General features: G+C 49.5%; 16 protein-coding genes. 3 read left to right on the forward strand and 13 right to left on the reverse strand.

Going from position 1 to position 15,274, the window contains the following annotated elements:
* Nucleotides 1–10: 10 nt before the first annotated feature.
* Nucleotides 11–901, reverse strand: a complete 891-nt coding sequence (locus BUB06_RS01845) for a hypothetical protein (RefSeq protein WP_039473132.1) — start codon at nucleotides 899–901, stop codon at nucleotides 11–13.
* Between the two features lie 243 nt (nucleotides 902–1,144).
* On the opposite strand from BUB06_RS01845, the gene pptA reads away from it, so the two are divergent.
* Entirely contained in the window at nucleotides 1,145–1,375 is a 231-nt protein-coding gene (pptA, locus tag BUB06_RS01850; RefSeq protein WP_010296037.1) for a tautomerase PptA, read from the forward strand.
* A 149-nt stretch (nucleotides 1,376–1,524) separates the two neighbouring features.
* On the opposite strand, the gene BUB06_RS01855 is transcribed toward pptA, so the two are convergent.
* Both BUB06_RS01855 and BUB06_RS01860 read right to left on the reverse strand, forming a co-directional pair.
* On the reverse strand, nucleotides 1,525–3,027 hold the full coding sequence (locus tag BUB06_RS01855) for a pyridoxal phosphate-dependent decarboxylase family protein (RefSeq protein WP_039473362.1): 1,503 nt from the start codon (nucleotides 3,025–3,027) through the stop codon (nucleotides 1,525–1,527).
* 18 nt (nucleotides 3,028–3,045) lie between these two features.
* Nucleotides 3,046–4,431 carry a diaminobutyrate--2-oxoglutarate transaminase gene (locus BUB06_RS01860; RefSeq protein ID WP_175552147.1) on the reverse strand — a complete coding sequence of 462 codons (1,386 nt, stop codon included), beginning with the start codon at nucleotides 4,429–4,431 and terminating at the stop codon, nucleotides 3,046–3,048.
* A 519-nt stretch (nucleotides 4,432–4,950) separates the two neighbouring features.
* Between BUB06_RS01860 and BUB06_RS01865 the strand changes: the two genes are divergently transcribed.
* Nucleotides 4,951–5,178 carry a hypothetical protein gene (locus tag BUB06_RS01865; protein WP_039473138.1) on the forward strand — a complete coding sequence of 76 codons (228 nt, stop codon included), beginning with the start codon at nucleotides 4,951–4,953 and terminating at the stop codon, nucleotides 5,176–5,178.
* Nucleotides 5,179–5,241: 63 nt separating this feature from the next.
* Here BUB06_RS01865 and BUB06_RS01870 read toward each other — a convergent pair whose 3' ends face one another.
* The 3 genes from BUB06_RS01870 to BUB06_RS01880 form a co-directional block, all read right to left on the reverse strand.
* Nucleotides 5,242–6,534: a glycoside hydrolase family 10-like protein gene (locus tag BUB06_RS01870; RefSeq protein WP_039473140.1), complete on the reverse strand. Its 1,293-nt coding sequence runs from the start codon at nucleotides 6,532–6,534 to the stop codon at nucleotides 5,242–5,244.
* 5 nt (nucleotides 6,535–6,539) lie between these two features.
* Nucleotides 6,540–6,827 (reverse strand): VF530 family protein, encoded by a 288-nt coding sequence (locus BUB06_RS01875; protein WP_039473143.1) that lies wholly within the window; start codon nucleotides 6,825–6,827, stop codon nucleotides 6,540–6,542.
* 363 nt (nucleotides 6,828–7,190) lie between these two features.
* The gene (locus BUB06_RS01880) at nucleotides 7,191–7,526 is read right to left on the reverse strand and encodes a nuclear transport factor 2 family protein (RefSeq protein WP_039473145.1); all 336 of its coding nucleotides are present in this window, start codon (nucleotides 7,524–7,526) and stop codon (nucleotides 7,191–7,193) included.
* A gap of 160 nt (nucleotides 7,527–7,686) precedes the next feature.
* Here BUB06_RS01880 and BUB06_RS01885 point away from each other — a divergent pair, with 160 nt between their 5' ends.
* Nucleotides 7,687–7,953, forward strand: a complete 267-nt coding sequence (locus BUB06_RS01885; protein WP_039473148.1) for a YjbD family protein — start codon at nucleotides 7,687–7,689, stop codon at nucleotides 7,951–7,953.
* Nucleotides 7,954–7,993: 40 nt separating this feature from the next.
* On the opposite strand, the gene BUB06_RS01890 is transcribed toward BUB06_RS01885, so the two are convergent.
* From BUB06_RS01890 to BUB06_RS01920, 7 genes are all read right to left on the reverse strand, one after another.
* The gene (locus BUB06_RS01890) at nucleotides 7,994–8,875 is read right to left on the reverse strand and encodes an HTH-type transcriptional regulator ArgP (protein WP_072013015.1); all 882 of its coding nucleotides are present in this window, start codon (nucleotides 8,873–8,875) and stop codon (nucleotides 7,994–7,996) included.
* A 188-nt stretch (nucleotides 8,876–9,063) separates the two neighbouring features.
* A complete protein-coding gene (locus tag BUB06_RS01895; protein WP_039473151.1) occupies nucleotides 9,064–11,037 on the reverse strand; it encodes a methyl-accepting chemotaxis protein in 1,974 nt (657 codons plus the stop codon).
* Between the two features lie 169 nt (nucleotides 11,038–11,206).
* Nucleotides 11,207–11,695 carry a GNAT family N-acetyltransferase gene (locus BUB06_RS01900; RefSeq protein WP_039473154.1) on the reverse strand — a complete coding sequence of 163 codons (489 nt, stop codon included), beginning with the start codon at nucleotides 11,693–11,695 and terminating at the stop codon, nucleotides 11,207–11,209.
* 137 nt (nucleotides 11,696–11,832) lie between these two features.
* The gene (locus BUB06_RS01905; RefSeq protein WP_039473157.1) at nucleotides 11,833–13,029 is read right to left on the reverse strand and encodes an MFS transporter; all 1,197 of its coding nucleotides are present in this window, start codon (nucleotides 13,027–13,029) and stop codon (nucleotides 11,833–11,835) included.
* 138 nt (nucleotides 13,030–13,167) lie between these two features.
* Nucleotides 13,168–13,722 (reverse strand): TetR/AcrR family transcriptional regulator, encoded by a 555-nt coding sequence (locus tag BUB06_RS01910; RefSeq protein WP_039473160.1) that lies wholly within the window; start codon nucleotides 13,720–13,722, stop codon nucleotides 13,168–13,170.
* Between the two features lie 105 nt (nucleotides 13,723–13,827).
* Nucleotides 13,828–14,223: a cytochrome b562 gene (locus tag BUB06_RS01915; protein WP_010295997.1), complete on the reverse strand. Its 396-nt coding sequence runs from the start codon at nucleotides 14,221–14,223 to the stop codon at nucleotides 13,828–13,830.
* Nucleotides 14,224–14,538: 315 nt separating this feature from the next.
* Nucleotides 14,539–14,967, reverse strand: a complete 429-nt coding sequence (locus BUB06_RS01920) for an OsmC family protein (RefSeq protein WP_010295994.1) — start codon at nucleotides 14,965–14,967, stop codon at nucleotides 14,539–14,541.
* Nucleotides 14,968–15,274 lie beyond the last annotated feature (307 nt).

The following is a 15,274-nucleotide window of genomic DNA, read 5'->3' on the forward strand; positions in this document are numbered from 1 at the left end:
AGCAAAAAAGTTAGTTTGTGCAGATACGCTCGCCACCCGGAAGTTGCAGGCCGTTTATGTCGAGCAATTCTTGAGACTTAAGCAGTAAAATATTCAACGATTCAGACTCCTGGCGCAGGCGAGTCACAATTAACCGGCGGTCTGAAGTCGGATCGAGACCGTTAAGCTCCGTAATAGAGTCGGTAAATCTAACGAGTAGGGTGGCGTTATCCTGTTTGAGCTTTCTGATCTCGGTCAGTGATGCTTTGATCACGCCGATCTTGTTTTCGACTGCTGCAATATCAGCCCTGTTTTGCTCAGACTTCGCCAGGTTTTCCTTTAACTGCGCTTCAGCCTGATTATTTTCACTGCGCGCGGCCTCGTATCGTTCTTTAGAGCCAGCGGCCCGCATGTCGATTTCCTGCCTTGCGTTATCCAGCCTGCGCAAATCCCCGTTCAGGCCAGTAATTTCTCCGGCAAAGTCACACATGAAACCCAAAAAGCCAAACTGACGTTTGCAATCGTCAAGTGCAGCCTCTCTTGCACGAATATGATGCCTGATTTCCTGCATCTGGTTTTCCAGATCACCTCGTTCCATCAATGCCATCTCGAGGCGGTTGGAAAACTCCTTAGCGGCATAGGTTGCACGCTCCAGTTCGGTAGCCAATTTCTGTTTCTGGCTGTGCAGTTCACCCGCCGTTTCCTGTAACCGATGACTATTCGCCTCAAGCTCAGCATCTTTATCGGCGTAGCACTGTCCTTTAGCGACCAGCGCTGTATCAATACGCTGCGCGTTGGCGACCTGCGCATTGAATGCTTCAATTTCGGATGGCGTCAGCGTTTGAGTTGCCGCTGACAGAGAAAGAGATGTAGTAAAAAATATGGCGAGAAAAGCAACCCAGAGGTAGTTCAAGCGCAGCATGTTGGATTCTCCCTATTGTGTATTCGTCGAGACTGAAACGTCATGGACTACGGTAGCAATAGGGAGATCTGTCGTGATATACGCCATCTAACTGACAGTATGGCGGGTGTAATACATAGGCTGACAGAATATCTAACAACATGATGTTATTTGTGCGACATACTGTCTTCATGCACACTAGCTATCTTAACTAACTGGCTATATTAACCAACGTGCTGTTTCATCACTGAAAAGGACAATTTCATGCCCCATATTGATGTCAAACACTTCCCAAGAAACCTGTCTGAAGAAGAGAAGAAAGTTGTCGCGGAAGATCTTGCTGCGGTTCTGAAGAAGCACTTCGGTTCTTCCGATGACTCGCTTTCTGTGGCGTTTAACGAAATTCAGCCGGAGCGCTGGAAGGATGACGTTTACGATCCATTCATCAAACCGCAATTGGATACGTTGGCAAAAAAACCGGGATATTCGTATTAATTAGCCCGCATCCTGACGGATTAATTTGCCTGCTCTGAGACATTTTCCACTGTAGCAGCACGGGTTGACCACCACGGGTTATAAGCAATAAAAAAGCCGATAACCTGTTAAGAGTTATCGGCTTTTTACCATGCGGTAAAGCAGGGGGATTACGCGGTCAGCAGAGGCTGTGCCGTGCTTTCAACCAGATCCAGCAGGACTTTGACATCGTCCAGGTTAACCGTTGGGTTCAGCAACGTCAGTTTCAGGCAGGTCACACCGTTAAACTCGGTGACGCCTACGTTGGCACGACCTGATTCCAGCAGTGCATCACCAATGCGTTGGTTCAGCAAAGCGATAGTCGCGTCATCCGCTGTTGCCAGCTGTTGCGGGCGGAAACGGAACAGTACGCTTGCCAGCTGTGGCTGCATCACCAATTCCAGTGAGGCATGTTCATCCACATACTGTGCAACCTGCTGTGCCAGCGTGACGCCGTGATCGATGATTGCGGCGTACTGCTGTTGGCCTAATGCTTCCAGACCCATCCACAGTTTCAGCGCATCAAAACGACGCGTCGTCTGCAATGATTTCGACACCAGATTAGGAACGCCCTGTGCTTCATCGAACTCAGAGTTCAGGTAAGCCGCTTGATAGCGCATCAGCTCATAGTGGCGAGCTTCTTTCAACAAGAAAGCGCCGCAGCTGATGGTCTGGAAGAATTGTTTGTGGAAATCCAACGTGATGGAATCCACCAACTCAATGCCGTCCAGATAATCGCGATACTTCTCGGACAGCAGCAGTGCGCCGCCCCAGGCTGCATCAACGTGTACCCAAATCTGGTGTTCTGCCGCCAGTGTTGCAATCGCCCGTAAAGGATCAATCGCACCGGCATCAGTGGTCCCTGCCGTCGCCACAATCGCCAGAATCTGCTCGCCGTTAGCCTTGGCCAGCGCCACTTTCTCTGCTAAATCGTTCAGATCCATCCGCGCGAAGCGATCGGTTTTCACCAGCGTCACGCATTGATAACCCAGACCCAGTAAAGCCATGTTCTTTTGCACCGAGAAATGGGCATTTTCAGAACAGAACACTTTAATTTTCTTCAGATTACCAACCAATCCATCTTGCTGGATCGAATGTCCCTGACGAGCAAAGAAGGCATCACGCGCCAGCATCAACCCCATCAGGTTACTCTGGGTGCCACCACTGGTGAACACGCCAGCGTCACCAGACTGGTAGCCTACCTGAGTACGCAGCCACTCAATCAGCTTCATCTCGATGATGGTCGCAGACGGGCTTTGATCCCAGGAGTCCATGCTCTGGTTCGTGGCGTTAATCAAGACTTCCGCTGCCTGACTGACCACCAAACTCGGGCAGTGCAGGTGAGCGACGCACTGTGGGTGATGCACCGACAGGCTGTCTTTCAAAAAGTACTCAATCGCACGCTCGATAGCGGCCTGGTTACCCAGGCCCTGAGGATTAAAATCCAGCGTGATGCGCTCACGCAGTTCAGCAACGGTTTTCCCCTGATACATCTCAGGCTGTTGCAGCCACTGCATGACGGCTTGACTACTTTGCGTAATCGCGTCCTGATATGCCTCGATGCTTTGTGCCGAGGAGGCCAAAATCGGGTTGATTTTTGTTTCCACTGCTTCTGTTTCCACTAATTGAGACATCGTGGTCATTCGCTCCACTCAGACTGGCTTCACGCCAGCAGACAGCAGGGCGCTTTCAAATTTATCCAGGAAGATTTCCAATTCAGCATTGCTGATCAGCAGGGAAGGCAGCAGACGCAGAACACAACCATGACGGCCACCGCGCTCCAGAATCAGGCCCGTTTCAAAGCATTTCTTCTGCAGCAGAGCAGACAGCTCGCCGTCAGCCGGGTAGCAACCCATGTGATCCTGCGCTTCGCCAGGCTTAACAATCTCAATCCCGATCATTAATCCCAGACCACGAATGTGACCGATCACCGGATAGCGTTTTTGCAGCTCGGCCAGTTTGGCTTTCAGCCATTCACCTTGCTCAGCGACTTTGTTTGCTACCTGGTTGTCTTTGAGGTGCTTCAGCGTCGTCAGGCCGGTTGCCATCGCCAGTTGGTTACCACGGAAAGTACCGGTATGGTGGCCCGGAGCCCAAGCATCGAACTGCTTCTTGATACCCAGTACGGCTAATGGCAAGCCGCCACCGACTGCTTTGGACATCACGATGATATCTGGCTCAATGCCAGCGTGTTCAAAGGCAAAGAATTTACCGGTACGAGCAAAGCCCGCTTGAACTTCGTCGATGATCAGCAGGATGCCGTGTTCCTGAGTCACTTTACGGATGCGTTGCAACCACTCGACAGGAGCCGGGTTAACGCCGCCTTCGCCCTGAACGGCTTCCAGAATGACCGCCGCAGGTTTGCGTACGCCACTCTCAACGTCGTTGATCAGGTTTTCAAAGTAGTAGGTTAATGCTTTCACACCAGCGTCACCGCCAATGCCCAGCGGGCAGCGGTACTGATGTGGATAAGGCATAAACTGGACTTCAGGCATCATACCGTCGACCGCTTCTTTCGGTGACAGGTTACCCGTTACCGACAGCGCGCCATGCGTCATGCCGTGGTAACCACCAGAGAAGCTGATCACACCAGCACGACCTGTGTATTTTTTTGCCAGTTTCAGCGCGGCTTCGACCGCATCGGCGCCAGAAGGGCCCGTAAACTGGAGGCAGTACTCTTTGCCCTGGCCAGGCAATAAGGAAAGCAGATATTCGGAGAACTGATCTTTCAACGGCGTTGTCAGATCAAGTGTATGTAACGGCAAGCCGCTAGTAATGACACGTTGGATGCTTTGCAGCACGTCAGGATGATTATGTCCAAGCGCCAGCGTTCCCGCCCCGGCCAGACAATCAAGATATTGATTATTCTCAACATCGGTGATCCACACGCCTTCGGCTTTCGCAATTGCCAGAGGCAATTTGCGTGGATAACTCCTCACGTTCGATTCAAATTCAGCTTGTCTTGCCAAATAGGTTTCATTGTTTCCGTTTAATGAATTCGCACCTAAACTGTCAATACGGACTTTATCCGTCATCATATCTCTCCTACAACCGTGTGCTCGCAGGCAACCACAGTTGAATAAATGAATTAAACATGTAACTGCTATAAGAAAAACGCGGCCAATATAGGGTTTTTCAGTCACCGACTCAATGATTTATTTCGTTTCGAAACTTTTATTTTTTCACATAAAAATCAAACGGTTGATTGGTTTTTTACGAATCATGATGTCATAGCTACTTTACATGCTTATTAAATAAGCAAAAAAATCTTTCCTGACATTGGGGGGAATATTGAACAAAAAGACGGATGACTACATGAAAAACGCCTGTTAAATACCCTATGCCAAGCTCAATTTTATTCATAGAAATAAAATAAATCATTTATTTATCAATGTATTGATCGGTTTTTTATGGCGTAGATAAAAAGCCATATGCCGTTCCATCGCTGGTGACTGCCGATATCGCATTTTATTATCGAGCATGCCACCGCAGACCGAGTTGTTCCTGCGTATGGCGTTTATCGACATTCACAATCAGAGACGGATGACGGAGGAAAAATGGCTACTTATATGACTCAACAGATGAGTAATCCCAAAACCATTACTATCACGTACTACCGTAAGCAGAGCAGCGCGCATGTCAGCCACGACGAATCTGGGCGTTTTACGCAGGATGCCGTAGCGAACTATGCACAATTTAATAATCTTCGCCCCGAAGACGTTGTTCGTGGAAATTATAAGAGTGGGCAAGGCGTGCCAGTAGGCGGTAAGGTTTTTGAAATTTAAGTGTAAAAAGAAAGCCCGCTAAGTCTGTTACCAGGATTTACGCGGGCTTATTTTCGTATCGCGCTAACTGCCCCAGCGGTTTCTGAGGTAATTAACCGCTTCCTGGGTCTGTGGTTGATTGAGATAATTCTCTCTGAACAGAATCGTCCCGTTAATTTGCGGCATAGACTCGTTCAAATCGAGCTGCTTTTTCAGCTCCGGCACACCGCCATTTATCGTCCAGTCAGGTTCATTCTTTGAAGGTTCACCCACTTTATACAGCGCAACACCAATATAGAGGCGCGTGTTCGTCGGCTTCACTACATCCGCCCACCATTTTGCCAAGACATCATAACGGGCTGCATCACGTGCGAAAGGCCAGTATATCTGCGGGGCAATGTAATCCAGCAACCCTTGTTGCACCCACAGGCGAGTATCGGCATAAGCTTCATCGTAAGCCGCCGCGCCTCGCGTGTCGGAGCCTGCCGCATCGTGTGACCGGTTGCGCCACACGCCTGCGGGGCTTACACCGAATTCAACCTCAGGTTTCAACTGCTTAATAGTGCGCGACACCTGCTCAATCAATAGCTGTGTATTGTGCCGCCGCCAGTCTGCTTTTGAGCCAAATCCCTGACCATATTTCTTAAAAGTCTCACCATCGTTAAGCATCGAGCCGGATGATTCGGCATAGAAGTAATCATCGAACTGCACACCATCAATAGGGTAATGCGCCACGACTTCGGCCACGATACTGGTGATCCAGCTTCGCGCCTCCGGGATACCTGGGTCGAGCACAAAGCGATCGCCTGCCGTGCGGATCCAGTCACGATGCAACACAAATACGCTGGCAGGATTTTGCGACAAGGTACTATTTAGCTCCGTCACGGTTGACGGCTTCGTGTTAACGGAGACGCGATAGGGATTAAACCAGGCATGGACTTTCATACCGCGTTTGTGCGCTTCATCCAACATGAACTGTAGCGGATCGTAGCCCGGCTCCTCACCAATATTGCCCGTTAACATATCTGACCAGGGCAATATTTTAGAGGGCCAGAGCGCGGTACCATCAGGCTTAACCTGGAAAAATACGGTATTGATACCAAGATTTTTCAATTTATCCAGCTTGCCTTTCAGCGCGTCTTGCTGCTGAGTTATGCGGCTAGCAGGGCTGCTGACATTGACGGATGCCACCGGCGGCCAATCCAGACGGGAGACGGTCGCCAGCCAGACACCGCGCATGGGATCCTTATTCTGCTGAGATTTCGCCGGAAGCGGCTGTTTAGCAGGAGGAAGCGGGGTGACAAGCGAGCTTGGTGGTTTAGATGCGCAACCGACAAGTAGAAGCGCAGCAGCAATAAGTACGACCGGCTTTTTCACGTTGGTTAGCTCTTATTTCTGCGGCTATTAGCCCAGGGATCAACGGCGCTATCATCTGGTTTTACGGGAGCGGAATCACCCATAGAATCAAGGTACAGTGCTTCAACTTCGGCACGCGCCCAAGGCGTCCGACGCAGAAACTTTAAACTGGATTTGACGCTTGGATCGCTTTTAAAGCAATTGATGTTGATCCGTTTACCCAACTCAACCCAGCCAAAACGGGCAACCAGCGCATTGACTTGCATTTCAAGCGTGACGCCACGCAAAGGATCTTTAGAAGTGTGAGCTGTCATGTAACGTCCAGTAGTTTCAGGTTTTTGTGTTCAGGATTCGGCGTGTAGCAAGGAAGGTTACAAGAAAGCGGGGCGAGCGGCAATGATTCAAGCCGCGACATCATCGCAATGGGTATGAACCAGCGTACTGTTTTAATTGCAAATCATTATCGATATGAAGTAAGTGTACTTATACCTAACGTGAGAAACGAGAGGGAAGTCAGAGATTACTAACGTATTGATTTATCGCAACGTGGATGTGGCTTATGAACTTATTTATCATTACAGTTGATTTAACATAATATACATTATGCGAACCAATGAAGACACAGGCAGGAACTGGCCGTTCCGTTGAACAAATCCCCACATCCACAAAACACCTAACTAACAAAAGAAAAACCAAGCTGTATTAATAAGACCGTTATCTACCTCAAAGACGGCAATACTCTCTATAGGCTCAGCTGAAAGCCCATGGATTAACTCATGGTCAAATACCTTATTGCCTAGCACGGTACGAGATACCAATTCCGCTCTCAGTTCTGGGTTGTTGAATCGGTTATTCACGTAAAACTCTCTCAACGCCTCTTTTCCTACCATCGATGGCGTTTCTGCCGGCATGCGGTATGCTTTGAAATCTGGTGCAAAGCATGACACGAATGCATCGATGTCATGTTCGTTATAGGCCTTAAACTGTGCCGCTACGGCCGATTCTGGTGACATGGTTTCTCCCCACTATGTATTTTTCTATTGTTTGTGCTTGAATAAGTAAATTGTGTGCTAATTATCAAGAAATCAGGAAGGCTCGCGGTACGATTTATCTGGGCCTCAGAGCGTTTTCCTCTACAATGTATTTTCCAGCCCGCTTATCAGGTCCATTCCCATGCCAAGACTGACTCAGAAAGACATGACAGAAAGTGAACAACGTCAGCTTAAGACGTTACTCGATCAGGCGAGAAAAAAACAGGACCGCCCGCTGACCAACTCTGAGAGTAATCATATTAAAGACGATTACATCGATAAGCTTATGAAGGAACGCGAAGTCGTAGCAAAACAGGCCAAGGCCGAGAAGAAGAAAAATAAGTTTAAGCCTGATTCCTCAGCGACTTATGAATGGTCAGCCAGTACAAATCTACGGGGCCGCCGCTAGCGTTTACGTCGCGGTCGCTCGTGTCCTTAGCTTGACACCATTACCGAAAAAGATGCCGAGCGGCCGCCGTTCGCACGCTCTGGCTTAACGCTTCCAGCGATGCAGAGCGGATATTCCAACGGTGCCAGTACAGTCGAATATCGATAGGATTTCCGGCTTGAAATGGTACTAATTCGCCTTTTTCCGTATGCGATGATGCCATATGTTCTGGGATCATCCCCCACCCTAGCCCTCTGAAAATGGCACCGACAAAAGCCGCCGTTGAAGGAACGAATTGCTGTGGTGGTTCGATCACGGTTGGAACCAGTGATTCTATAAATAAGGATTGTAATCTGTCCTTATTGTTAAATATCAGGAGCGGCGCTTTTTGCAAACTGTCCACATTGATTCCTTCAGCAAAGTACGTCTCGTGAAAAATCGGTGAGCAATAGGCGCGATAACGCATTGTTCCTAAATATTCCACGCTGCAACCTTGAATGGATTCTGGGCTGGCGCTGACGGCCGCCATGACCCGACCTTCGCGCAGCAAGCTTGCCGAATGTTCCTGATCCTCAACGAGAATGTCGAGCAAAATACTGGATTGGTGACAGGCATCTTCCATCGCATCCAGAAACCATCCGTCTATTGAATCCGCATTCACAGCTACTGAAATACTCGGTCTGACTGGCATTTCAAGCGTGCTGAAAAGCTCGCTCTCCAACATATCTATCTGTTCTGCGTGCCGAAGTAACGCTTGTCCCGTCGGTGTTGCTCGACAGGGATTACCCCTTACGATCAGTACCTGACCAAGCTGATCTTCTAACTGCTTGATACGCTGGCTGATGGCAGACGGCGTGACGTGGAGTTTACGAGCCGCAATTTCAAAGCTGCCGCTACGGACAATCTCCATGAACGCTCTCAGACAGGGGTAATTCAGGTGCATGGTTATTTTTTCTTAACAATATCAGGATGATTCAATTTGCCTTAATTAAAGGCTCGATACAACTTTCGCGAAGTGGTGAATGCCATATACGGTATTGAAGAAAATTCAGGGGGGGATGTGAGAAGAATCGCAGAAGGAGTAAATATATACCCGGCAACCTTTCGGTTGCCGGGTGACGACGTCACTTTTTACTTTAACAGCGCACGAGGTGACACGTGATGCTGTTCCAAACGAAAATGCTCTATCGCCTGCGCTAACGACATAGACTGATCTTCCAGCGAACTGGCTGCAGCTGACATCTGCTGTACCAACGCGGAGTTTTGCTGCGTCACACCATCCATTTCATTAACGGCAATCGTGACCTGACTAATGCCCTTCGCCTGCTCATCCGATGCCGTGACAATCTCACCGATAATGCTTTGTACCGAGCTGACAGCGTGTGTCATGTCCTGCATGGTCTTACCGGCATCGTTCACCAGTTTAACGCCGCTTTCAACGCGCTGGCTGGATTCCTCAATCAGTGCGGCAATCTCTTTCACCGCACTGGCGCTGCGCTGGGCCAGACTGCGAACTTCCGATGCCACAACGGCGAATCCTCTGCCCTGTTCGCCCGCTCGTGCCGCTTCTACCGCGGCGTTAAGCGCCAGAATATTGGTCTGGAAAGCGATGCTGTTAATCATGGTGGTGATATCGCCAATCTTCTTCGCACTCTCATCAATCTGCGCCATCGTCTGAACCACCTGACCGACCAGCGATTCACCACGCTGAGCAATCTTCGTGGCATTCTCTGTCAACGTCGTAGCCTGATGAGCATTGTTGGCATTGTGTTTCACCGTTGCGGTGATCTCTTCCATACTCGCTGCGGTTTGCTCCAGCGCGGCAGCCTGCTGCTCCGTACGCGATGCAAGGTTGAGGTTACCGCTGGCAATTTCCGCAGCGCCTTGTCGCACGGAATCACTGGCGTCTTTGATCTGCCCGACGACCTGACGCAGCTGTGACTGCATCGTATGCAGCGCGAAGAACAGACTGCTGCGATCGTTGGGCTTCACATCAATCACATTACTCAGCCGACCTTCCGCAACGGCCAGCGCGATAGTAGCTGCTTCGCGTGGTTCGCCACCCAATGGTTTAAGCACTTTACGGCTGAATACCCAGCCCAACAACGCGCTCACCAACAGGATACTGATCACCATCATGATGACGGCATTCATTAACTGGCGTTCAGAAGCGGCCATTACCTGACTCACAGGAGCAACAATAGCCAGATGCCATTTATCTGTGCTGTTGCCGATAGTAACGGGCTGCCAGGTGATCAGCGCTTCTTCGCCCAGAATGGCATCGTCGTGTTGTACCACTGCGGACGTGAAATTGTCAGTCGGCCCTTGCCAAGCTTTGCTTGTCTGGGATTTATCAGGATAAGAGATGACTTTACTCGCACTGGATAGCAGCATCGCGTAACCGCCGCCTTCCCAAGGCTTAATCCGGTTAATTTTTTCCTGTAATGACGCAAGAGAAATGTCTGACGTAACGACACCCCACAGTTTTCCCTGACTGACGATCGGTGCGGCGACTGACGTCAGCAGCGTTGGAACGCCGTTATAAGCGTAGGAGTAAGGTTCGATGAGCGTATCTTTCTGGCTTTTTTGCGGCAACAAGTAGTAATCGCCCTGGCCGGGAGTCAGGAAGGACTGCAGAGGGTGCATCTTGTAATTACCAGCCTGATCGCGATCGACAAACCAGGCGTAGCGGCCTTTAGGAGCCTGGCCTGGCTGATCGGCAAACTCGGCATCACGGCCGTCAAACACATTCTCTTCAAAAATGACTGAAATCGAGAGATATTCTGGGTTATCCCGCAGGGCATATTCCGTCATTTTATCGACCACTGCGCGGTCTTTAATGCCTGCGGCGGGCAACGCAACCAGCCCTTGCCCGAGGTTATGTGCCACATCCCGGGCGTAGTTGAGTTCCTGTTGAATTCTTAATGCTTCACTTTGGGCTATCTGCTGTAAATAGCGTTCGGCCAGAGACTTTTGTTCCTTACTGGACTGCCAACTGAGCACCCCAATGGTGACAGCGAAACCGAGTGCGATGGTTAATGCGCCAGTTAGCAGGACTTGAGCGCGGGTACTCATTGATTTTTTTTGTATTAATTGTGTGGCCATTATGGCTCCCCTAGAGTTGATACTTATCGTAATCAACATTCCGTTGCAATGAGCTCCTACTATTTGTTTATCGGCGTCTTTTTTTTGAACTTTAGTTACACAGATGTGAACAAAAGAGTGGCATTGGGGGTCTATGGTCGTTGAGGTGTACTTGCCCTATTTCGCTAGGTTAACGGCAGTTTGATGGAGGGTTCGGCTCCAGGTTTTTGTGCATGTTAAAACCGCTAATCTGGAAGCCATTCTTTTCATATAACGCCTTGGCAACCGGATTATGCGTAGCCACTCTCAGCCCGATTTCGCCAATACCTAACGCTGTGAGCGCTACGTCCAGCGCAGCAAGCGAGGCCTTACCGAAACCACGGCCCCGCCATACGGGTAGAAGGCAAAAATCAGATACCCAGGCGGCATTTTCTTTCAGAACGACCCACAAGTAGCCGATGATGCCGTCTGCGTTATCTGCGGAATGAATGCACCATAATTTATTAGCTGCGGTGTGAACACCCTGCGGTAACGCAATATCGATCGATTGCGTGGCGATCGCCCTCGCCTTTTCTGCGTCATATCCCCGGGATTCTTGTAGATCCTGCGCATATTCAAGAATAAAAAACTGGCGATATTCGGGGTAATCCCCCTCAGCCATATCCGTTAAATTTACCATTGTGTTTATTTTTCCAAATCCGAGTGATGGTCAGCTTCGCTGACCATGATGCATAACACCATTTATTATCAATGTAATCAATAGCGTGGAAGACACTACGCGGTTCCGATAAGACGAAACGGAACCGCGCAGAAACGTCAAGATGAGGTTTCTGATGCCGTTCTGGTCCCACGTTCACGGGCGGAAGACGAACAGATAAAGGCCAGAATCACCATGACAAGCACCGGCAGCATGGCGATGCGTAACCCTGCAACCTCGCCAAGGAAGCCCAGTGCAGGCGGACCGACGAGAAAAGCAAAGTAGCCCAACGTTGCGGCGATCGTGACGCGAACGGCACTGTTTTCTCCGCTTCCTGCGGCGGAAATGGTGAGCGGGAAGCCCAGCGAAGCGCCGATACCCCAGAAGATAACCGCAGCGGCGGCCAGCAGTGGATCATTAGAGAAAATGACCAGCGCCAGCCCAAGCGCAGCGGAAGCGGCGCTGAAACGGAGCACATTGACCTTGCCAAAGCGATCGACAAAATATCCTCCGGCAAAACGCCCCAGCGTCATACCAGCAGTGAATCCGACATAAACCAGCGTCCCCGACGTGTGACCAAAGTTGTGACCATCGATCATCAATAACGGTAGCCAATCGTTGGCAGAACCTTCTGCAAGCGCCATCGCAAGAATAACCACGCCGAGAATCAACAGGCGGCTGTCTTTAAGTTCGTTGAAGACCTGCGTCTTGTAGTCGCCCTTTTCTTCTTGCTCAGAACGGGCCAGATCGCTCAACCACGGCATTTGGCGCATCAGCGCCATCGCGGTGAGTATCGACAGTGCTACGGCCACCACAAAGTGCAGCGTAGTATTGATACCAAACGCCGTCATCGCCATCCCTGTCAGCGCGCCGACTAGCGTTCCCAGGCTAAAAAAACCGTGCAGCGTAGTCATCAGGCTTTTATTCAGGTGCTGTTCAAACGCCGCCCCTTCAATGTTGATGGCGATATCAACCAGGCCGACTCCTGCGCCGAAAATCAACAATCCCATAAAGGCGCTGGGCGTGCTTTGAATCGAAAGCGACGCGGCAAGCATAAGTAGCCCAAGCAAAAGCAGCAGGAATCCACCGGCCATGGTTTTACGAATGCCGAGAACGTTAATGACTTTTCCTGCACCCAATACGCCGAGCATGGAACCACATGAAAAACCAAACAGAATCATGCCCATCGTTTCCGTTGAGGCATTCAGAACATCACGCATAACGGGGGTTCGGGTCACCCAGGTTGCCCACGTAAAACCGGGAATGAACATCAGCCCGAACAGGGCAAATTTATTGATAGCGGGTTTTGTGGTCATAGCTCTCGTCGTCTTTATTTGAATCAATTCGTACATACGTACGAATAACTATCGCACGAATATGCACCACTTTGCACCTGTTTCACGATGTTCTTTTTTTAATGGGAAGGTGCCTGACACGAACGCGCCAGGCAGGAATTAAGAGGTCAGTTTGATTACCGTATTGAGAATATCTTCACGGCTGACGGCTTCACTATTGAGATAGTTATGGATCGTATATCCTTCAATCATTGCATCCAGCGAACATGCGGTTGCGATACTGAAATGCAGGTGAAGCGATGTTCTGCTGCGCGTCATCCATTCTTGCAATATCAGCCGATACTCTTCTTTCCGCGATGCCAGCGCGTACAGTTCAAAACTTAATGTCAGGTGACGCGGTGTCGCCCAGATGTCTCCACAGATCAGGTCAACCACCGCTTCGCGCGCGCTGTCGATGTCCTTTGCCTGCTTGAGGCGGACACGGAATGCATGTGAGATACCATCGACCATATAAACGAACGCGCTGCTCAACAGCAATTCAATACTGCTGTAGCGGTAGGTTAGCGTCCCCGGTGACAATCCGGCCTGCTGCGCTATTTTTCGGTAGGTTGCCCCCCTCACGCCGTGATCCAGTATGACTTCCAACGCGGCTTCAAGAATTCTGCTTTGTGTATCTTTGCCATCATGCGTTGCATCGTGTGATGGTGACGTCATTCTGTTTCCCCTCAGCTGGCAATCCTGACTGTCGTAACATTTATAACAAAAAAAGCCGCCAGTGAGTGCGATCCCACTGGCGGCTTATGGTAAACGAAAAGCGGCTTAGCCTCTCAATTTACTGTGATATTCGCCTTTCAAGGTATTGATTTCAGCTAACACCGCTTTGGCTTCGCTCAGTTTACCGGCATCCGCCAGAGCCTGTGCGCTGTCCACTTTTTGCAAAATCTTATCCAAACCTTCCACATAGGCTTTTCTGTCTGGACCATCGGCAGGCTGTTTGGCGAAATCAGGCGGCACCTGCGTTTTAGCGTGCTCAACGTGCTCACGGAATGTGCTCAGCGCAGTTTTCAGCGCGGCGGCATCGTCCGCTTTAGTGGCGGCGGTATAACTTTTCTGCATACCGCGCATGTCTTCCGACGTAGTGGCATTTGCCAAAACAGGGGTCAGCAAACTACCAGCCAACAGCACAGAAAAACAGATTTTGGTCACTTTATTCATCTTGAACTCTCGCTTGTGTTCCACAGCACGACATACTCAGAGAATCTGACCACCACAAACCGGCCAGCCCAATATTGCTCTTGTTATATTGCGTCCTACGCCATAGCCCGCATCATGCAGCAATGACTATGCTAATTTTATGGTTATTATCGTAAAGATGTTAAATTATTTTTAATCGTTTCGTTGCTTTTAATTGTATAAATGTAAAAAAAGCTTACCGAGCGACGCCGGTAAGCCTTTCTATCAACATCAGTTTTATCGGTAAAGCATGAACAGCCTTAGTTCAGCGGCTTTTTCTTAGTTCAACTGCTGTCCTTAATTCAACTGATACGCCAACGTAATCTCGGCTTTGAGCACTTTTGATACCGGGCAGCCCGCTTTCGCTTTTTGGATGATGCTATCGAACGTGGCTTCATCAATACCCGGCAGTTTCACCGTGCTGTGCAGCGCAATTTTGGTGATGGCGAACCCACCATCGACTTTATCCAGCGCCACATCCGCCGTGGTATCGATCGATTCAGGTTTATGCCCTTCTTCGCCTAACATCAGCGAGAGCGCCATAGAGAAACAGGCCGCATGCGCTGCGCCAATCAGTTCTTCCGGGTTCGTGCCGGGCTTACCCTCAAAACGGGTATTGAAGCCGTAAGGCTGCTGTTGCAGTGCACCGCTTTCCGTTGAGACGGTGCCTTTTCCCTGCTTGATATCACCTTCCCAATGCGCTTGCCCTTTCTTATGAATGGTCATGCTGTCTCCTCTTCATCGTTATATACCCGTCATGCTGCAAGTTGCATGCGCGAAATAATGTTGTCACCCTTTAAACCGTAGAACACATTCTGAATAAATCCAAATCGATTATTCACGCATATAATTATTTCACTCTATAGAAATAAACTCAGTGATATATTCACTGCTTTACTCTTTTAAGATAAAACCGATTTACCTATTTATACAAAACTCCTATTATCAATAGGCCAAAAAATGGATTTCCGTTTTGGTTTTTTATTTTACCACTCACCTATGTTATTAATCTTGAATCATATTGGATGTGAAA

This window comes from Pectobacterium carotovorum, from assembly GCF_900129615.1.
Classification (GTDB): Bacteria; Pseudomonadota; Gammaproteobacteria; order Enterobacterales; family Enterobacteriaceae; genus Pectobacterium; species Pectobacterium carotovorum.